Genomic DNA, 18,908 nt, shown 5'->3' with positions numbered 1-18,908 from the left:
CGTTTTGGCCGTCCATCATCATCCCTGGCTGACCTCCGTTTTGGCTGCCCATCATCATCCCTGGCTGACCTCCGTTTTGGCCGCCCATCATCATCCCTGGCTGACCTCCGTTTTGGCCGCCCATCATCATCCCTGGCTGACCTCCGTTTTGACCGCCCATCATGAATGGAGGACCTCCTAATTGAAGCTCTTTTATTCCTGGTAGACCTGCGTTTTGACCGCCCATCATCATACCTGGCTGGCTTCCGTTTTGGCCGCCCATCATCATGTCCGGCTGACCTCCATTTTGGCTGCCCATCAGCATGCCTGGCTGGCTTCCGTTTTGGCCGCCCATCATCATGTCCGGCTGACCTCCGTTTTGACCGCCCATCAGCATGCCTGGCTGGCTTCCGTTTTGGCCGCCCATCATCATGTCCGGCTGACCTCCGTTTTGGCCGCCCATCATCATGTCCGGCTGACCTCCATTTTGGCCGCCCATCAGCATGCCTGGCTGGCTTCCGTTTTGGCCGCCCATCATCATGTCCGGCTGACCTCCATTTTGGCCGCCCATAAGCATGTCTGGCTGACCTCCGTTTTGGCCGCCCATCATCATGTCCGGTTGATCTCCGTTTTGGCTGCCCATCAGCATGTCTGGCTGACCTCCGTTTTGGCCGCCCATCATGTTCGGCTGACCACCGTTTTGGCCGCCCATCAGCATGAATCCTTCATATTGAGCCGATTCTACTGACTCTTCTTCATATTGTTGCATCTCTTTCTCCATTTGAGACTCATTAAGTGACATCCCTTGATATGGGGCCTGTTGCTGTTGCTGCTGTGGTTGAACGGATTGATATTGGTGATAATCTGGATGGTGATGTGCATCGGCATCCATTTTTTGGTTTCCTTGATACTGTCCTTTCACTTCCGGCCCATAAGTTCCAAGTAGCCCCTTATTACAGCCGCAATCTTCCTCTTCCTCACCGGCAGCCTGGTTATACTGCTGAGGGAAGTTATAGTTATTGTTGTATGAAGATGGCGATTCGTCTGGTGACTCATAATCTTGCTGCATATATGAACCTGCTACTTGAGGATTCATCCCTCCATAATAATGGTGCGGAACCGGTGCAGAAGCTTGATATGGATATTGTTGCTGGTTTGGTATATTCATACTCGCCCCTTGGACGAATCCTTGATCCATCATGTACATGTCAGGAGATTCTCCCCAAAAATCAGAGCTCTCTTCCATCATTTGATAACCATGTATTTCCGGAGCCCCCTGATACCCTGGAACTCCTTGATATGGTGCTTGCATATGCATATGCGCCCACGGTGGCGGCTGAATGCAATAACCGCTTCCGGGCAAAATCGGCGTTACTGGAGTACAATCTTCCACCGGCTCATTATATTCCTGTGCTGGCTGTACAGCTGGCTTCTTCTTCTTTTTAGCGACTGCCGGCTCTTCTTTTTTCTTTGGTAACGGGGGTGGTGCAGGAGGCTTTTGCACACTCATATTGGTCATGTTGACCATATAATAATTATTGATATCGATTTCCGGAATCACCGGCATAGGCACCGGAACTTCTTTTGGAACGATTTTTTGCTTTTCTTTAATGATTGGCTTTGGCTGAATGATTTGCTGCTCTTTCTTGACTGGTTGTTCCTTCATTGGTTTTTGAATGATTGGTTGCTCTTTTATCGGCTGCTGAAATTTCGGCTGTTCTTTTATCGGCTGCTGAAATTTCGGCTGTTCTTTTACCGGCTGCTGAAATTTCGGCTGTTCTTTTACCGGCTGCTGAAATTTCGGCTGTTCTTTTACCGGCTGCTGAAATTTCGGCTGTTCTTTTACCGGCTGTTGATATATCGGCTGTTCTTTTACCGGCTGTTGATATATCGGCTGTTCTTTTACCGGCTGTTGATATATCGGCTGTTCTTTAACTGCCGGTTTTTGCATAAGTTGCTGCTCTTTTATAGGCGCTGGCTGGGCCTGGTACGGTTGAATTTGGGATTCTTTAATTCCCGGTTGAATATTCACGTTTGGTTTAGCCGTTTCTTTTATTACAGCTCCAGATGTCCCTGGTATTTTAATTTTCATTCCAGGCATCATCATGTCCGGGTTGCTCAATTGTGCGTTAACTTTTTTAAGTTCTTCAAAACTGACGCCGTATTTTTTGGCGAGTTTCCAAAGTGTATCGCCTTTTTGGACTATATGAATTTTCACGCTGTTAACCCCTCCTGTGCATATGTCCATATATTCTATGAAGCAGTGGGTGAATTGCTATTATTTTTATCATGAAAACTTATGCGTGAAAAATGACATTTATGATTGGATCAATGATTTAGGAAAATGGAAGGTACTCTTTTGGAGAGGAAATAATGATATGGCATCTTCAAAAAGAAAATCCATTCTTAGAAAAGGATAGTTAATTGGGACCATTGCCTTCATTCTAAAAAAAGGAGGCAATGGTTTTTAGGTTTGAAGCCATCATGTTATGAAACGCTTCTTTCAAGCTTCTGTCTAAACTTTGGGAAATCCGGGTATAAGAAAGTAAATGACCTAAGGCTTTGTCTTCAGGTACTTATCTTACATTCCTGGGGGGAATAAAAATGAAATGGAAAGGTAGACAGGGCAGCTCGAACGTCGAAGACAGAAGAGGCATGAGCGGAAAAGGCATGGCCGGAATCGGCGGAGGGGTCGGATTGGTCATTGTCTTGATCATGACGCTCCTTGGCGGTAATCCTAGCGAATTGCTAGGCAGTTTGAATTCTACTGAATCGAACAATGGCAGCACTTATGTCGAGACTGATGAAGAGAAGGAACTTGCGCAGTTCGTATCTGTCGTCCTTGCAGAAACGGAGCAGGTCTGGACAGAAGAATTCCGAAAAAATGGACTGGAATATAAGGAACCGAACCTTGTCCTGTATTCAGGCAGTGTCCAATCGGCGTGCGGAATGGCAGCTTCTTCGGTAGGGCCATTTTATTGTCCGGGTGACATGAAACTATATATTGATCTCAGCTTTTATCAAGAGTTGAAGCAAGAGTTCCAGGCACCCGGTGATTTCGCCATGGCCTATGTTATTGCCCACGAAGTCGGACATCATGTTCAGACACTTTTAGGGACAACGGAAAAGGAAATGCCCGATCGTTCACAGGTCAGCGAAACTGAATATAATAGGTATTCTGTCCGTCTTGAACTACAGGCCGATTATTTGGCTGGAGTTTGGGCACATCATGTCCAAGGAGAGAATTTGCTTGAAAAAGGCGATCTTGAGGAGGCCTTGAATGCAGCAAGTGGTGTGGGGGATGACCGTATCCAAGAAAAGGCACAGGGTTACGTGGTTCCGGACAGCTTCACGCACGGTACATCCGAACAGAGAAAACGGTGGTTCAATAAAGGTTTTAAATCCGGTGATATGAATGAAGGCAATACTTTTAAAGCAAGTAACCTTTAAAAGTTCTTAATGTTTTGATTACAAATAAGAAAAAAGGGGGTCTTGTCCCCCTTTCAGACTGTAAATAAATTCGAAGAAAATCGAGTTTACTTACAGTTTTTTTTATGTTAAAAATGGCAGTTGATTTCAGCTAAAAACAGTAAAAATACATGAGGATAACTCGGTCTTGTTTAAAATCATGGCAATAATCCCTTGATAAAGTCGTAATTGGGATTCGGGATAAGACCATCCCAATCCCCATTAGGTAGACAAACTCAAAGGATTATTGCCCCTCTTTTTCGTAGGCTCTTTTCGTAAAGATTGTTGTTTTTAAAACGAAACGATTTAAGGTTGATTGGAGCGGAAGTGCGAGACTCCTGCGGGAGCAGCGGGACAGGTGAGACCCCAAAGGCGTTTACGCCGAGGAGGCTCACCGCCCGCCCCGCGGAAAGCGAGCATCTGGAGGGGAAATCAACCAAACCGCACTACTTGGTAAATAGCAACAAAGTATGCTAAAACAGCCTTTTCGTATGACCAAAGTCTTTTTATAAGCACTAACTCAAACGCGTTCCAGCATTCTGTTTAAAGCTAGGATGGCATTATCCGCAATGTTCTTTTCCACTTTGATCGGATTGATGATTATACCTTCTTCTATGGATTCAAGCGCCCACAGCAGGTGAGGCAGATCAATTCGGTTCATCGTAAGACATGGACACATATTCGGATTTAACGAGATGATGTTCTTGTCAGGATTATTGGCGATAAGTCGCTTGACAAGGTTCATTTCCGTTCCGATTGCCCAGGAACTACCCGGTTCGGCTTTTTCGATCATATTGATGATATACGATGTCGAACCCGCATAATCTGACAGGGCGACTACCTCACGGCGACATTCGGGATGAACGATGATATTCATTTCAGGCTGCTCCGCTCGAAGTGTTTCAATATTCGCTGTGGTGAAATTTTCATGGACTGAGCAATGTCCTTTCCAAAGAAGTACCTTCAGATCTTCGAGTTCCCCTTCATAAATCAATTCATCCTTATGCGGATCCCAGACAGCCATTTCATTCAATGAGATGCCAAGGTCAAAGGCTGTATTCCTCCCAAGATGCTGATCGGGAAGAAAAAGGATCCTTTCTTTTTGCGAAAGGGCCCACGAGACCATCCCTTGTGCATTGGAAGAAGTCACCGTCGCCCCGCCATTTTTTCCTACAAATGCTTTGATGGCTGCAGTGGAATTCACATAAGTTAGCGGAAGGATCGTATCGCCAAATAATTCCTGAAGCTTTGTCCATGCCCGTTCCGTTTGTTCAATATCCGCCATATCGGCCATGGAGCAGCCTGCACGCATGTCAGGAAGGATAACCGCCTGCCTTTCTTCCGTCAAAATATCGGCTGTTTCAGCCATGAAGTGCACACCGCAAAACACGATATAATCCGCTTCGCGATTTTGCGCGGAAAGCTGAGCCAATTGAAGTGAATCTCCCGTTGAATCCGAAAATTGAATGACTTCCTCCCGTTGATAATGATGACCTGGGATATAAAGACGGTTCCCCAGTCGTTCCTTAATGTCCCGGACCCGGTTCTCCATCTCTTCCTTTGTCATCGTTTTATACTTTTCAGGCAATGCATTTCCTGCTGTTTTAGCCATTTCCAATATGTTCATTTCAATATCCCCTCACGTTCTTTGACCTTTGCGCTAATATCAAGTGCCCTGACACTGTGCGTCAAGCTGCCCAACGAAATATAATCTACCCCTGTTTCCCGATATGAGGCTAGGTTGTCTAAATGGATCCCTCCAGAGGCTTCAGTTATGATGTGGGCGGGAACCAATTTAATCAGTTGCTTGATTTCTTCTGGGCTTCGGTTATCGAACATGATGATATCTGCACCAGCTTCCACTGCTTCAAGCACCTGTTGTGGTGATTCCGTTTCCACTTCCACTTTAGTCGTATGCCCCAGTTTGGATTTTACCGCTTGAACCGCTTTCGTTATGGACCCAGCGAACGAAATATGGTTGTCCTTTATCATGACTGCATCATACAGACCATACCGGTGATTGAATGCCCCGCCGGAACGGACCGCATACTTTTCAAGCATCCGCAGACCAGGTGTAGTTTTCCTCGTATCACAAGCTCTCGTCTTCGTCCCCGCTAAAATCTTGGCAGCTCTATTAGCCTGCGTGGCAATGCCGGACATACGCTGCACTAAATTCAAAACGACCCGTTCCCCCTTTAAAAGAGAGGCCATATCGCCGGTCATTCTTGCAAGCTGCTGTCCTTCTTCAAAGACTTCGCCATCTTGAACAAAAAGGAAAACCTCGATGTGCTCATCCAATAATGCAAATCCCGTCTTGATGACGTCTCCTCCACTAAAGACCCCGCCTTCTTTTGCGATGAATGTCAAAGTTCCTTGTTCACCTTGATCGAAAATCGTATCACTCGTTACGTCGCATTCCCCTATATCTTCCAATAAAAATTGCTGCAGCATCTGCTTAAGCTTCAATATATTCATATAGTCGTCTCCCTTTCACTCGGTTCTTCACATCCGTGCAAGCAAGGATAACCGAATTTTCAAGCCATTGGGCGTCATTTTCACTTGGATAGTCACTGCGGAAATGTCCGCCCCTGCTTTCCGTTCTGGTCAATGCAGATTCGGCAATCAGCCACGCCACTATCATGGCATTGATTTTCGTTATTTCTTCTATCGATAATTCCGTTACTTCCAAATGCAGCAATTTTTCGATAGTAAATGACTCAAGATAATCCTTCAGTCGAGTTAATCCCGCTTCATTTCGAACGATTCCCGCTTCGTTCATTAATTTTTCCTGCAATGTCTTGAGACTAGGTAAAAAGGAAACGGGACTGGAACTCTTGGACTGCTCTTTTTCTTCCGGTATCGCCCTTGCCGGCACTTTAGCAAGGAAACGGCCAAGTGTATTTCCAAATACCAGCCCTTCGAGAAGTGAGTTGCTTGCCAATCGGTTTGCACCATGTACACCCGTACACGCTACTTCACCTACAGCAAACAAAGAAGGAACTGAGGTCTGCCCGAATTCATCCACTTCAATTCCTCCCATTAAAAAATGGTTTCCAGGTGCAACGGGGATTTTCCCCGATTGAAGGTCCAGCCCGCTTTTTTCACATAATGAGCTCACTGTCGGAAAACGATTCTTAAAATCCTTAATCATCGAAATATCCAAAAATACCTTTTCACCGCGCTGCAAATAAGAAAAAATCGTCTGTGCAACAATATGCCTTGGAGCTAGATCCTTCAAGCTATGGACATCCTCCATGATCGGCCTTCCCATTTCCGTCACTAATCTCGCACCATCCCCGCGAACCGCTTCTGAAACGAGCCCTTTCGCTTTGCCATTCACAAAAAGCAGGGTCGGATGGAATTGTATGAATTCCATGTCACGAACTTTTGCACCGGCCTTGAATGCAAGTGCGATTCCATCACCTGAAACCGTTTGTGAATTTGAAGTGAAATGGTATAGGGAACCACAGCCGCCTGTTGCCAAAACCGTCTGTTCTGCATGATAGGCAACAAGATCCCCTGCCTTATCAAGTGTTTTGACGCCTATGCAAGAATCATCTTGCCCGATGATCAACTCCACTGCAGCAACATTCTCCATCACAGTAATCGATGATTTTTTCAGGCGCCCTATAAGATGTTCCATCATGTACTTTCCGGTAGCATCCCCGTGACTATGGAGGATTCTTCGTTCACTGTGGGCGCCCTCCATGCCAAGCAATAGAGTTCCGTCCTCATCATGGTCAAATCGCATACCCGATTCAATAAGTTCAGCTATAACCGAAGGTGCCTCTTCGACGAGTTTTTCCACTGCCTTCACCTTGTTATATCGCTGACCAGCCGCCAGCGTATCTTTTTTATGAAAGGATACTCGGTCACGATCAGATATGGCAGCAGCAATCCCGCCCTGAGCTAAATATGAATTGCCATGACGGATATTTGATTTTGTGATGAGTATCACATGCTTATGTTCACTTGCTTCCAATGCGGTTTTCAAGGCAGCAATACCGCTGCCTATCACGATGATTTCCGTTTTTACCATTATTTCATTCCTCCTGTTTATGACAGGTGTCTTGACAACTATATTTACATATTATTAAACTATTATCAAGAGTTTTTTAAGATTGAAGGATGGAAGTGATTTTTTGATTTATTTGGATTATGCCGCTACAACTCCGATTGATGAGGAGGCTCTCGACGTATTCAGCCAAGCCTCCCGGAAGTTTTTCGGGAATGCGAGCAGTTTGCATGATATTGGCTCTGAGGCGGCACGTTTATTGGATATGTCACGGCAGCAACTCGCGGAAATGCTGAACATAAAAAAGGAAGGAATCATCTTTACGAGCGGCGGATCAGAAAGCAACATGCTTGCCATCGATACATTCATCGCTTCGAAACCATCCTGGCAGAACCACTTGATTGTTAGCAGAACTGAACATGCATCTCTTGCCAATTTCGTTACAAAACTTGAACAAGAAGGATTCGAGGTTACTTATTTACGGCATTTGGAAGATGGCCGGGTTGATATTGAACATCTGCAGGAATGTATATCGGAGAAAACATGCTTGGTCATTGTCCAGCATGTGAATTCGGAAATCGGGGTCATTCAACCCATTGAGCAAATAAGTGAAATCGTTCGAAAACACCAGGCTTTTTTTCATGTGGATTGCGTCCAATCATTTGCTAAATTACCGCTTGGCAAGATAGCTGCCTCATGTGATGGACTATCCGTTTCCAGTCATAAAGTTTATGGTCCAAAAGGGACAGGTGCCGTCATTTTCCCTGACATCCATCGGTTGAAGGCTTCGGTACCGAATATCACTCATGAATATGGTTTCCGACCAGGAACAGTGGACGTTCCCGGAATTGCTTCCTTCGTAACCGCCGCCAAGAAATTGGCGGATATCATGGAAGATGAGCAAAAACGGATTTCCACACTTAGGATGCTATTGATCCAACGGCTAACGGAAAGGAAAATCGATTTTCAAATCATCGAAGCAAAAAGCGAGCAATTGCCTCACATTCTGGCGCTGACCTTCGCTGGATTGCAAGGACAATACATCATGCTGGAATTAAACCAGAAAGGATTCGCCGTTTCGACGGGAAGCGCCTGTCAAATCGGTAAACAGGATCCTTCAAAAACGATGATGGCCATTGGGAAAAGCGAAGATGAAGCCCATCAGTTCGTCCGCCTTTCCTTTGGCAAAAACACGACGGCCGACGACATGCACAAGTTGGCGGACTGCATCGAAGGAATAGCTGCCATTCGATAAAACCCTCCAAACTATGTTAGAATGTTTGTAATTAAAGAGGTGAATGTTTATGGAAAGAAAGAAATTACTCGGGGAAGAAAGACGGACGAAACTCTTACATTTATTGCAAACAAGCGCGGAGCCTGTAACAGGCAGCGAGCTTTCGCAGATAACGAATGTAAGCCGGCAGGTTATCGTTGGTGACATAACCCTCCTGAAAGCGCGGAATGAACCTATCATTGCCACGAGCCAAGGCTATCTGTACTTACAAACGGGGAGCACGCAAAAGCCGGAAAGGGTCATTGCTTGCCAACACGATCCGTCGCGGACCCAAGAAGAGCTATATTTACTCGTGGATATCGGCATCACGGTTAAAGATGTCAAAATCGAGCACCCCGTATACGGCGACCTAACCGCTTCCATCATGGTCAGCAGCCGGAAGGAAGTCCAGCAATTCCTTTCAAGGGTGACGGCAACGAACGCATCTTTTTTATCGGAACTGACGAGCGGCATCCATCTCCATACACTGAGCGCAGCATCTGAAGAACTGCTCGACGAAGCGGAGTGTGCTTTAAGGGATGCCGGTATTTTAGTCGATTGAATAAACAAAAAATCCTCAAAAGATATGGCTTTTGAGGATTTTTTGTTTGGCCATTATGCTCACTCACCACCGGAATTGCTTTCATTTGAGCTGTCTTCCCCGGAGTTTTCTTCCTGGTTACTTCTCAACTGCCCGATAAGACTAATGACGGAACCGACCGCCTGAACCCAGCCTCCCGTCGCTTGAATTAATTCAGCATCAGATGGCTTCTCTTCCATAGAAGGATATTGATATTTTTGTAGTTCCTGCTCCTTATCCTGCTCTTCTTCCTTTTGATCCTTTTCTTTATCTTTTTCTAAAACACTATTTCTAAGTTCCTCAATTCCGCCTATCGCTTGCATCGAATTCCCAATTGCCTGCAACAAATTTCCCGTAGCATTGAAGGCCTGCTCCGGTTCATCCGGATTTTCGTATGCCCCCGCCAAAGCTGTGCCTCCGCCCACCGCTTGGATCAAATTACCTTTGATGATCAATTCCTGTTTCGTTACTTCATCGAAATCAATGACTAATCCTAAGATAACCGTCGAATTCCCGATCGCCTGTATTATATTACCGAATTTATCTAGAGACCAGGTTTCTTCTGCGTCCGCCAATAAGGCATTTCCTGTTGCTTGAAGTTCATTTCCAATCAAATCCAAGTTCGTACGAAATTCTTCTTCCAAGACATCGGATGGTGTACCCGCTATAGCAGAAAGGACAGTTCCTATCGCTTGAATCCAAGAACCGAACGTTTCTTTGAATTGGTTATCCATCTCTGCTGACCACCACCCTCTCTCTGCATTTTTTGATAAAAAAGGTGCTTCCACTGATTTAGTCATCAACGTATGTATTACTGTTCCTATTTCCACATGTGGCCTACCGGGATTTACTTATTGTATTTGCTTTCATCACATTCTGTGTTTGTTTTTCATCCAGAATCATGCTGCCTACTTTTTTATATTTCATAAAATGACAGCCAACCATTTTATGAACTTGTACGCAAAGGGAATACAAACCTTCACAAAAAAAGGCCCCGGGAAAACTCCCGGGGCCTTTTCATATTCATTGGAAAAAACTCTGCTAAGGCTGTACCATTTAACATTTCAGAAAAAAATTTCACAAAAGAAAAATCAGCGCTGCGGTACACCAGTTTGCACTTTAAAGCATGAATAGCTTCCCATGATCGAAACCGTACATCCTAAGGCCTCAAGCTCGGAAATCGCTCCTGGGATAAGGACATCGTCAAGGGGCATTTCGATGTCGATGATGAAAAAGTAATTGCCCAATCCTGTTTTCATGGGTCTTGATTCAATCTTGGAAAGGTTAAGTTTCCTCCAGGAAAAAGCGGAAAGGACTTGGTGCAGCTGCCCTGAATGGTCGGCAGGCAACTGAATCATCAAGGTCGTTTTCTTATCCCCTTCAACGGTCAAATGCCCTTCAAAGTCGACTTCACTGTTGGATACGACGATAAACTTGGTGTGATTATGTTCGTAATCGTGAATATTTTGTTTTGCAATCGTCAAACCGTACTCCTCTGCAGCCATATCATTTGCAATCGCAGCAATATTTATATCAGGATTCTCCATTACCATCTTAGCAGCCGCTGCTGTGGATGTGACATACTCATACGGAATGCCCCTTAGCTCATTATGTAGAAATTTGCGGCATTGAGCGATGGCATGGGAATGCGAATATACCATGTCAGGTTTGAACCCAGGATATGCATGATCCGGATGAACCATATAATGCTGTTGGATTGGAATCGTCACTTCGCCTTTCATCGGCAATGTGACTTCATGGACTAAGTAATCCATCGTTATATTTACCGAACCCTCCAAAGCATTCTCGATCGGCACGAGCGCGTGATTCACTTCCCCGTCCCGAACAGCATCAAGGCAGTCCGGAATCGTGTTCATCGGTATTTTTATATCATTAGGAAATAGTCGCGATACAGCTAAATCCGTGAACGTTGCTTTTGGTCCAAGAAATGCAATTTTTGATGTCATATTATAAACTCCTTTTCACGGAAAATCTATTGTTTATGTTATGCCATTTTCTGATTTTTTACAATAGTTAATCGTTAATTTCCTCTTACAAATGAAAACAGCCTGTAGACAAACTCAATAATAATTGAGGATGCCTACAGGCTGTTTGGATTTTTAAAATGATGATAAGGATGCTTACTAAACCTTATTCTATTCAAAGAGATCAACTTGAAATGATTGATAAAACCTCCGGACGGGCGTTCTATCATCCCCCACACTACTGCCTTTGGTCTACTGCCGCATGAAACGAATAGGCAAACTTCGTTCATCTCTTTATAACATAGTAGCAGCCCTCTCAGAATCAGTTGGAAAAGGTTTCCGAAACCTTTTTGTCTACAAATAGACAGCCTGTACATGTGAAATGTACAGGCTGTTTTCATGCGCCGTTACCAATGATTTCGACTTTTTCGACAAACTCCATTTTACGCAGTTTAGTAAGCAGTTCATTAATATCCATCGTCATCCCACCCGTATTCAGGGATAGGGTGACATTTGCACGTCCCTGCAAAGGAATCGTTTGGTGGATGGTCATGATGTTGCAACCGGATGAGGCGACGAGCCGTAAAAGCTCCGATAGAGTACCAGAACGATCTTCGAGATAGAAGAACAGTGTAATCAGCTTTTCCTTAACAACTGTATGAAACGGAAAAACCGTGTCACGGTATTTGTAAAAAGCACTCCTGCTTAGGTCCACTCGCTGTACCGCTTCCCAAACTGATTCCGCTTTTCCCCGTTCAATCATTTCTTTTGCATCCAGCGTTTTTTTCATCGCTTCGGGAAGGACATCCTCTCGAACGAGGAAAAATTTCTGATCGGACTTATTCAAACTCCGCACGCCTCCTTTTGCCTGCCATCATGGTTTACAATCAATCAACAAATTCAAATTCATATTCAAGGATACGGACGATATCGCCATTCGTCGCACCTTTTTGGCGAAGGCCTTCGTCGACTCCGAATGAACGAAGCTGTCTGGCGAAACGACGTATGGACTCTTCACGGGTGAAGTCAGTCATTTTGAATAGACGCTCGATTTTGAATCCTGATACAGCAAAGCTGCCATCGGATTCGCGTTCAATGTTAAATTCATCAGTCTGTGATGTATGTTTATATAGAACCCGGTGGATTCCAGTATTCTCTTCTTCATGTTCAAGAGGGAACTCAGGCGTCTCTTCGATTTTATCGGCAATTGCATAAAGAAGCTCACGGATCCCTTCACGCGTCACGGCAGAAATCGGGAATACAGGATAGTCTTCTTCCAGCTTTTCTTTGAAAGCCGCTAAGTTATCTTCTGAGTCCGGCATATCCATTTTACTTGCTACAATGATTTGCGGACGTTCAGTCAAGCGCAGGTTATACTCTTCCAACTCTTTATTGATTGTTTGGTAGTCTTCATATGGATCCCGGCCTTCAAGACCCGACATATCGATTACATGAACGATTACCCTCGTTCTTTCAATATGGCGCAGGAATTGATGCCCAAGGCCCACACCTTCTGAAGCGCCTTCGATCAGACCAGGTAAATCGGCCATGACGAAGCTGCGGTGATCTTCCGTTTCCACCATTCCGAGGTTCGGTACGATCGTCGTAAAATGGTATTCGGCAATTTTGGGCCTTGCTGCGGATACAACAGAAAGCAAAGTGGATTTACCTACACTTGGAAAACCAACCAAGCCGACATCAGCCAACAGTTTCAATTCCATGATGATATCGCGTTCTTGGCCCGGTTCGCCGTTCTCAGCGATTTCAGGTGCAGGATTGGCTGGTGTGGCAAAACGGGAATTCCCCCGGCCTCCGCGGCCACCTTTGGCGATAACCGCGCGTTGTCCGTGCTCAACTAAATCAGCAATGACTTCCTTGGTCTTATCATCAATGACAACGGTGCCAGGTGGAACCTTGATGACCATATCCTTTGCAGCCGCACCATGCATGTTTTTGGACATGCCATGTTCTCCGCGAGGTGCCTTAAAGTGACGTTGATAACGGAAATCCATTAATGTACGCAAGCCCTCTTCCACTTCAAAAACGACATTGGCTCCATTACCGCCATCTCCGCCGGCAGGTCCGCCTTTAGGTATGAATTTCTCACGACGATAAGCAACTATCCCGTTACCACCGTCTCCGCCTTTTACATAGACTTTCGTTTGATCGACAAACATGCTATCACTTCCTTGTTTTCTGCAAGTCATTTCTTGCTGTATACTTCTCTAAAAATTAATATCCATCTTAAAAAAGATTTCATCCTCATTACATTCAAGAATTTCAATTGATTGCTCGGCCGTTAATGAACCTGCCAAAAACTCGATCACTGGAGATTGATCAATGAACCTGCCTTGCATATGAAATGAACAGTGCATATCACTCATTTCTTTTTTACACATGGAAACAGCCAGTATATTTTCAAAAAACGGATCGAGATTTTTATCGAGAATTTTAAAGAAATCGTTTGTCCAGCGATACATCAGCCCGTCCATCTCAGTTGAACCTTCAAAAACATCAATGATTTCATATTCGCAATAAAATGATCCATTATTCCAATTCGACGTCAACAACATCTCGGTGAACTTAGGTAAATTCAAACTTGAGAGGCGTGCTTCATTCTGGGTTTCAACAATGATTTCATCAATGATGCCCTTGACACGATCAATTCTGTTCAACTCCAGATTCCCTTTGATGATTTGAATTTTATTCAGCCAGTCATGCCTGGTTTGACGCAGAGTTTCAATAGTCGTCCAATTTTTATCCATTATTAACACCTTCAATTATGATAAAGAAACTTTTTTTTCAGCTCTATCATGTTGAATACTTCCATTTGTACAGTATATCAAAAAAATAACAAACAGGAAATGAAGCTCGATTCACATGCCTTCACATGAAAGCCCCCGTCCAAAAAATACAGCCGCACACCCTGAGTTCTTTGGACGATGGTAGAGCCATTTGAACTAAAAAAGAGAATGGGCCTTATATGCACCAATTGGAGATATTATAGTTGAATTGGAGTGTCTATTTGGTTTTAAACCAAATCGGATGGATGAGTAATCTTGGATTTCCCCCCTGAAAGTTTAAGAAAGCCCGCCGATTGGCGAGCCTTTTTTAAGTCAGAGGTTGTTTTCCTTATACTAATGACTAAAGTCTCCTGCAAAATGCTGGTTCATTTCCTATAGTATAAATAAAGGGCCGGACCCCTTCATCACTATATAGCATACCATTATTAAAAATGACGCGGTATATAGTGTCTTGTAGAAGGAATCAGACCCTTTTGAGTCAGCCTCTGTTCAAAGATGCCAATTATGCTTCTTGTGCAACTGGATATACGCTTACTTTTTTACGGTCACGTCCGAAACGTTCGAATTTAACAACACCGTCTACTTTAGCGTATAGAGTATCGTCTCCACCACGGCCTACGTTCTCACCAGGATAGATTTTTGTTCCGCGTTGACGGTAAAGGATAGAACCACCAGATACGAATTGACCATCTGCACGTTTAGCGCCAAGACGCTTGGAGATTGAGTCACGTCCGTTCTTTGTAGAACCTACTCCTTTTTTCGAAGCGAAGAACTGAAGATCTAATCTTAACATTTGTTCCACCTCCTATTGGTTGAGGATAATTTTCATGTATTTACCATAATCACGTTCGATGGTTTGCAGCGATATGAGCATGCCGTTCAAAAGCAGCTGAACCTTCTCTTCCGATTCCGGCGAAAGATTCCCCGGAATGACGCAGCGAAGATAGCCGCCTTCTCTCCCTTGCTCAATCTCAGGCTCTACGTCCGTTAAGGACATGATTGCATTGACTGCCCCGAAGGAAACAGCCGATACACCTGCACAAACGATATCAGAACCTTTTTTAGCAAAATTAGCATGTCCGCTTAAGGTGAACGAAGCAATCCGTTCCTGCGGAGCATCAAATACAACTTTGATCATCTAGAATCAGCCCTTACGCGTTGATTGCTTCGATAACAACTTTAGTGTATGGTTGACGATGACCTTGTTTTTTACGATTGTTTTTCTTCGCTTTGTATTTGAAAACAGTGATTTTCTTTTGCTTACCTTGTTTTTCGACAGTACCTGTTACAGTAGCGCCTTCAACTAGTGGAGCACCGACTTTCACGTCTTCGCCACCTACGAATAAAACTTTGTCAAATGTAACAGTTTCGCCTGCTTCTGCGTTTAATTTTTCAATGTAAACCGCTTCGCCAGCTGCTACTTTAATTTGTTTACCGCCAGTTTCGATAATTGCGTACATACTTGCACCTCCTTAAATGTCTCAGACTCGCCAATCACAGGCGTTTTACCAGAAAGGCAAAAGCTTAAAACCTGATGTTGAGCGGTTGTAGCACGGGTGCTACAAACATAACATTAAAATCCTAACATGAAACAGGAAAGGCTGTCAATATATTTATAACAATTCCCGCCCTTCACTCAAAAGCCCGCCCGATTTCCTGAATGCTCCCGAAGCGCTTTATGGAGTAAGCATTCCTCGAACCTGGGATAAATGACAGGAATATCTTTTTACCGATCAATTCCTCCAACGTCGGCCGATATGATTCCTTTTCACCAAGCAGCACGTCCGCCACCGCTTTACTGACCTCCATCCAGACCGCTTCATCATCTGTCTTCCTGTGTTCCAGCAGTTCACGTTCCAAGCGGAAGGCCACCGTTTCAGGGCTCTCGATTTTACCGCTTCCACTGCAAACAGGGCAAGGCACCGTCGTCATTTCAATGAAAGACGGGGAGGTTCGCTTTCTCGTCATTTGTAAAATGCCCAGTTCCGTAAAACCGATGACCTGGATTCGCTTCTCATCCCTCACCGCTTCCTTTTTAACGATTTCGATGATTTCCTGCTCATGCCGGGACTGGTCCATATTGATGAAATCAATCAGTATGATTCCGCTGATATTCCTCAATCTCAGTTGACGGGCGACCTCTTTCGCCGCTGCCTGATTAACCGCAAACAATGTTGCTTCCTTCGCCACCTTGCCGGTGAACTTCCCTGAATTGACATCGATTACGGTGAAAGCTTCCGTTTCTTCAAAAATTAAATATCCGCCATTCTCAAGCCAAACGATTTTCTTGGCCATTTTCTCAACTTGCGCTTCCACATTCCATTCGGAAAAAATATTCTTTGTACCCGATGCATGGGATATTTCCCACTCCTTACGGTTTTCCTGTATCCACTTTTTCAACTCGCGATAGGCCTCGAAGTCATCAATAACAAGTTCCCCGGTCACCGTTCCCGACATTTCGGAAATGATCATATCAAGGTATTCATCCCTCTCATAGAGAAGGGACGGGGCCTTGAGGGACGCAGCCTTAAGTTCAAGCCCTTTAAAGAGCTCCCGCAATCCATTTAACCTATCAAGGAAGACCGATTCACTTTCGTTCTCCATCGAGGTGCGGACAATCAACCCCTCATCAGGATTTTTATGCTGCAAGGCAGTTTCCCGCCATTGCTTCTGAAAATCATTGTTTTTGAATTTCTTTGATACACCAACATAATCTATTCCATGTATGTATACGAGGGAATCTGTCGAAAACTCGATCAGCCCAGTCAATTTAGCTCCTTTGGTGCCCGTTTCATCCCGCGTCACCTGAACTAGCAGCTTTTCTCCCTGATGGACAAATTGACCGATCGATGCTTTCCCATCACTTTTTTTTGTCAGCTGGAAAGAGGGAATGTCGTCACGGTGTAAAAAACCATTTTTCTCTGCACCATAATCAATGAAGACGGCATCCATTCCCGGTAACACCTTCGTTACCTTCCCAAGGTAAATGTTACCGACCGTACTGCGCTTTTGAGGCGGCATGATTTCAAGTTTACGTAAAACACCATTCTCAAGTACAGCCACTCTTTTTTCGCGTGAAGCTAGGTTCGCGATCATTTTTTTCATCAAAAAAAATCCTCTCCTCAATTTGAAGAAAGGATAACATATTTAATAAGAATATAATAGGTCGCCGATTTTCCCGTTTGTCATTTTCTCGGAAAAATAGGCATGAAGGATTTCCGTTTCATCCAACGAGCCGCTCTCTTTCCCGTTTTTCATGATGATCACGGGGTGTTTACAACCGCGTTGAAACATTTCCAGCACTTTATAAATCGGTTCTTGTGAATCCACCGAGATCGGCTTCAGTTTCGCCAAATCATTCGTATGCCCGTAATGGCGCTGCAGAAGAAAGCGGATGAATGCATAATACCTTTGCCGCCATTCCATGACGAGTGAGAGACTTATGAAAAAAATGATGAGCCAGATGTTCAAATTGAGCGGATCCAGAATGAGCCAGGTCAAAAAAGCAAGGAAAGCGAATACTGCAGAAAAGTGAAGTGTATGTTTCTGCGCTTCCAGAAAGGTGCAGTATAGGGAAACACCGATGAATAGCAGCCGTCCCCCGTCCAGGGGCCAAATTGGCAGCAGATTAAAAATCAGGAGCATAAGATTCATATACAAAAAGGGCTGGTACAGCTCATATGGGATAATGGTAAAGAAATAGAGCAAAAAAGCTGCGCCAATGAGCCAAACATGTTGAAGCGGACCGGCAAGCACCACCGCCAAATCCTCCTTCAAACTCTTGTTTCCATATTCCTCAGTCTCAACAGCCCCGCCAAAAGGAAGCAGCTGGATTGACTTTATCCGCCATTTGAAGTGCTGGGCACAGACGGCATGCCCCATTTCATGTATGAAGACGATAAGCAACAGCATCATCACTTCAACGAAATGGGCTGTGAGGATGGCGATGCCAATGACAAACCATAATGTCGGATGCACCCTGATTTTAAACAGTAATTTCCCATATTCACTCAAAGGAAATCACCTTTTTAGGATCGACGAAAGTATCATTTTCTTTTATCGCTAAATAAAACCTGCCCATGGATCCATCTTCACTTAGTGTAACCTGTCCGACTTCATTGCCCTTTTTAACGAACTCATACAATTTCACATCAATTCCTTCCAGCTGCCCATACCAAGATTCACTTTTATTGGCATGCTGAATGACGACCGTCTTTCCGATCCCCTCCTTTTCACCGGCAAAAATGACTACCCCTTCATTAACGGCCTCGACCTTTGAGCCTTTGCTCGTTTCCAATATGATTCCCTCACCGTTCGTCTCGAAGTTTTGGGTAATCTTCGCAGAAGCTGGCATTGCATATTCTTCATTCGAATCAACAGTTTCCGTATCGGCTTCATTCGGTAAAAAAGCGATTGGTTTACCAAACGCACTTTCGTACCAATTGGAGATTGAAGCGAACTGAAATTCCTTGTTCATGTTCTCCGTGACAAAACTCCTGGCAGGGTCAAGCCGCACAGAAGGGTGTTTGAACATCACCGCGACAACCAGGAACAGGCATACACTGGCAAGGATTTTAAAGAAAAAATATTCTTTCTTGAAGAGCGGATGATCTTTTTCGGAATACCCGTTATATGAATCAATCCCGTATGGTTCCTCATTGTGGATCTCCGTCCAACTACTGCTTCCTGACGGTTTATCATTAAACTTGCGTCTCTTGGCGATACGATTGCGGATATCTTTCCTGCGATCATCCATTCCAGACTTCCCCCCCTGCTCATGTCAAAGCGCTATATTACAACGTAT

At 44.5% G+C, this 18,908-nt stretch carries 17 protein-coding genes, 1 pseudogene and 1 other annotated feature; of the genes and pseudogenes, 3 read left to right on the top strand and 15 right to left on the bottom strand.

Annotation, left to right across the window (positions count from 1 at the left end; all coding sequences use genetic code 11):
* Positions 1 to 2,052: 2,052 nt before the first annotated feature.
* Positions 2,053 to 2,197, bottom strand: a pseudogene (gene safA, locus MPH60_RS03830) (SafA/ExsA family spore coat assembly protein); the annotation flags it as partial.
* A 386-nt stretch (positions 2,198 to 2,583) separates the two neighbouring features.
* Here safA and ypfJ point away from each other — a divergent pair.
* A complete protein-coding gene (gene ypfJ / locus MPH60_RS03825) occupies positions 2,584 to 3,429 on the top strand; it encodes a KPN_02809 family neutral zinc metallopeptidase (RefSeq protein WP_241593378.1) in 846 nt (281 codons plus the stop codon).
* Between the two features lie 538 nt (positions 3,430 to 3,967).
* On the opposite strand, the gene nadA is transcribed toward ypfJ, so the two are convergent.
* From nadA to nadB, 3 genes are read right to left on the bottom strand one after another with little or no spacing between them, the layout of a single operon-like run.
* Positions 3,968 to 5,074: a quinolinate synthase NadA gene (nadA, locus tag MPH60_RS03820; protein ID WP_241593380.1), complete on the bottom strand. Its 1,107-nt coding sequence runs from the start codon at positions 5,072 to 5,074 to the stop codon at positions 3,968 to 3,970.
* Positions 5,071 to 5,922 (bottom strand): carboxylating nicotinate-nucleotide diphosphorylase, encoded by an 852-nt coding sequence (gene nadC / locus MPH60_RS03815; RefSeq protein ID WP_241593382.1) that lies wholly within the window; start codon positions 5,920 to 5,922, stop codon positions 5,071 to 5,073. Before nadC ends, nadA begins: the two co-directional genes overlap by 4 nt.
* The gene (gene nadB, locus MPH60_RS03810; RefSeq protein ID WP_241593384.1) at positions 5,903 to 7,486 is read right to left on the bottom strand and encodes an L-aspartate oxidase; all 1,584 of its coding nucleotides are present in this window, start codon (positions 7,484 to 7,486) and stop codon (positions 5,903 to 5,905) included. The genes nadC and nadB overlap by 20 nt, the downstream gene beginning before the upstream one ends.
* Before the next feature lie 82 nt (positions 7,487 to 7,568).
* Between nadB and MPH60_RS03805 the strand changes: the two genes are divergently transcribed.
* Together MPH60_RS03805 and MPH60_RS03800 are read left to right on the top strand one after the other, a co-directional pair.
* A complete protein-coding gene (locus MPH60_RS03805; RefSeq protein WP_241593385.1) occupies positions 7,569 to 8,717 on the top strand; it encodes an IscS subfamily cysteine desulfurase in 1,149 nt (382 codons plus the stop codon).
* A gap of 49 nt (positions 8,718 to 8,766) precedes the next feature.
* Positions 8,767 to 9,297, top strand: a complete 531-nt coding sequence (locus tag MPH60_RS03800) for a transcription repressor NadR (RefSeq protein ID WP_241593388.1) — start codon at positions 8,767 to 8,769, stop codon at positions 9,295 to 9,297.
* 59 nt (positions 9,298 to 9,356) lie between these two features.
* Here the strand turns inward: MPH60_RS03800 and MPH60_RS03795 are convergent, their stop codons facing one another.
* The 11 genes from MPH60_RS03795 to MPH60_RS03745 form a co-directional block, all read right to left on the bottom strand.
* On the bottom strand, positions 9,357 to 10,145 hold the full coding sequence (locus MPH60_RS03795; protein ID WP_405389307.1) for a DUF6944 family repetitive protein: 789 nt from the start codon (positions 10,143 to 10,145) through the stop codon (positions 9,357 to 9,359).
* 261 nt (positions 10,146 to 10,406) lie between these two features.
* Positions 10,407 to 11,282 (bottom strand): prephenate dehydratase, encoded by an 876-nt coding sequence (gene pheA, locus MPH60_RS03790; protein ID WP_241593390.1) that lies wholly within the window; start codon positions 11,280 to 11,282, stop codon positions 10,407 to 10,409.
* A gap of 415 nt (positions 11,283 to 11,697) precedes the next feature.
* Positions 11,698 to 12,147, bottom strand: coding sequence for an ACT domain-containing protein (locus MPH60_RS03785; RefSeq protein WP_034308837.1), 450 nt, complete (start codon positions 12,145 to 12,147; stop codon positions 11,698 to 11,700).
* Positions 12,148 to 12,187: 40 nt separating this feature from the next.
* A complete protein-coding gene (gene obgE, locus MPH60_RS03780; RefSeq protein ID WP_241593392.1) occupies positions 12,188 to 13,477 on the bottom strand; it encodes a GTPase ObgE in 1,290 nt (429 codons plus the stop codon).
* Between the two features lie 48 nt (positions 13,478 to 13,525).
* A complete protein-coding gene (locus MPH60_RS03775) occupies positions 13,526 to 14,065 on the bottom strand; it encodes a Spo0B domain-containing protein (RefSeq protein WP_241593394.1) in 540 nt (179 codons plus the stop codon).
* Between the two features lie 541 nt (positions 14,066 to 14,606).
* Positions 14,607 to 14,897, bottom strand: a complete 291-nt coding sequence (gene rpmA, locus MPH60_RS03770; RefSeq protein WP_048688955.1) for a 50S ribosomal protein L27 — start codon at positions 14,895 to 14,897, stop codon at positions 14,607 to 14,609.
* A gap of 12 nt (positions 14,898 to 14,909) precedes the next feature.
* Entirely contained in the window at positions 14,910 to 15,242 is a 333-nt protein-coding gene (locus MPH60_RS03765; protein WP_101222784.1) for a ribosomal-processing cysteine protease Prp, read from the bottom strand.
* Between the two features lie 13 nt (positions 15,243 to 15,255).
* Positions 15,256 to 15,564 carry a 50S ribosomal protein L21 gene (gene rplU, locus MPH60_RS03760; RefSeq protein ID WP_034308849.1) on the bottom strand — a complete coding sequence of 103 codons (309 nt, stop codon included), beginning with the start codon at positions 15,562 to 15,564 and terminating at the stop codon, positions 15,256 to 15,258.
* A 13-nt stretch (positions 15,565 to 15,577) separates the two neighbouring features.
* Positions 15,578 to 15,661, bottom strand: a sequence feature (ribosomal protein L21 leader region).
* A 75-nt stretch (positions 15,662 to 15,736) separates the two neighbouring features.
* Positions 15,737 to 17,209, bottom strand: a complete 1,473-nt coding sequence (locus MPH60_RS03755) for an Rne/Rng family ribonuclease (RefSeq protein WP_241593399.1) — start codon at positions 17,207 to 17,209, stop codon at positions 15,737 to 15,739.
* A 42-nt stretch (positions 17,210 to 17,251) separates the two neighbouring features.
* Complete coding sequence (locus MPH60_RS03750; protein ID WP_101222786.1) at positions 17,252 to 18,118, bottom strand: M50 family metallopeptidase; 867 nt, start codon at positions 18,116 to 18,118, stop codon at positions 17,252 to 17,254.
* Positions 18,111 to 18,860 (bottom strand): M23 family metallopeptidase, encoded by a 750-nt coding sequence (locus MPH60_RS03745; RefSeq protein ID WP_241593395.1) that lies wholly within the window; start codon positions 18,858 to 18,860, stop codon positions 18,111 to 18,113. The genes MPH60_RS03750 and MPH60_RS03745 overlap by 8 nt, the downstream gene beginning before the upstream one ends.
* Positions 18,861 to 18,908: the final 48 nt, after the last annotated feature.

The sequence above is a fragment of the Peribacillus sp. Aquil_B1 genome (assembly GCF_022603275.1).
GTDB lineage: Bacteria > Bacillota > Bacilli > Bacillales > DSM-1321 > Peribacillus.
Note: the sequence above shows the minus strand (reverse complement) of the source record. Positions and strands in the feature narration are given on the sequence as shown.

What these genes read in the sequence shown, in the direction of transcription:
- ypfJ (WP_241593378.1), top strand. Translation starts at nt 2,584, where the DNA reads ATGAAATGGAAAGGTAGACAGGGCAGCTCGAACGTCGAAGACAGAAGA.
- nadA (WP_241593380.1), bottom strand. Translation starts at nt 5,074, where the DNA reads ATGAACATATTGGAAATGGCTAAAACAGCAGGAAATGCATTGCCTGAA.
- nadC (WP_241593382.1), bottom strand. Translation starts at nt 5,922, where the DNA reads ATGAATATATTGAAGCTTAAGCAGATGCTGCAGCAATTTTTATTGGAA.
- nadB (WP_241593384.1), bottom strand. Translation starts at nt 7,486, where the DNA reads ATGGTAAAAACGGAAATCATCGTGATAGGCAGCGGTATTGCTGCCTTG.
- MPH60_RS03800 (WP_241593388.1), top strand. Translation starts at nt 8,767, where the DNA reads ATGGAAAGAAAGAAATTACTCGGGGAAGAAAGACGGACGAAACTCTTA.
- pheA (WP_241593390.1), bottom strand. Translation starts at nt 11,282, where the DNA reads ATGACATCAAAAATTGCATTTCTTGGACCAAAAGCAACGTTCACGGAT.
- obgE (WP_241593392.1), bottom strand. Translation starts at nt 13,477, where the DNA reads ATGTTTGTCGATCAAACGAAAGTCTATGTAAAAGGCGGAGACGGTGGT.
- MPH60_RS03775 (WP_241593394.1), bottom strand. Translation starts at nt 14,065, where the DNA reads ATGGATAAAAATTGGACGACTATTGAAACTCTGCGTCAAACCAGGCAT.
- rpmA (WP_048688955.1), bottom strand. Translation starts at nt 14,897, where the DNA reads ATGTTAAGATTAGATCTTCAGTTCTTCGCTTCGAAAAAAGGAGTAGGT.
- MPH60_RS03765 (WP_101222784.1), bottom strand. Translation starts at nt 15,242, where the DNA reads ATGATCAAAGTTGTATTTGATGCTCCGCAGGAACGGATTGCTTCGTTC.
- rplU (WP_034308849.1), bottom strand. Translation starts at nt 15,564, where the DNA reads ATGTACGCAATTATCGAAACTGGCGGTAAACAAATTAAAGTAGCAGCT.
- MPH60_RS03755 (WP_241593399.1), bottom strand. Translation starts at nt 17,209, where the DNA reads ATGAAAAAAATGATCGCGAACCTAGCTTCACGCGAAAAAAGAGTGGCT.
- MPH60_RS03745 (WP_241593395.1), bottom strand. Translation starts at nt 18,860, where the DNA reads ATGGATGATCGCAGGAAAGATATCCGCAATCGTATCGCCAAGAGACGC.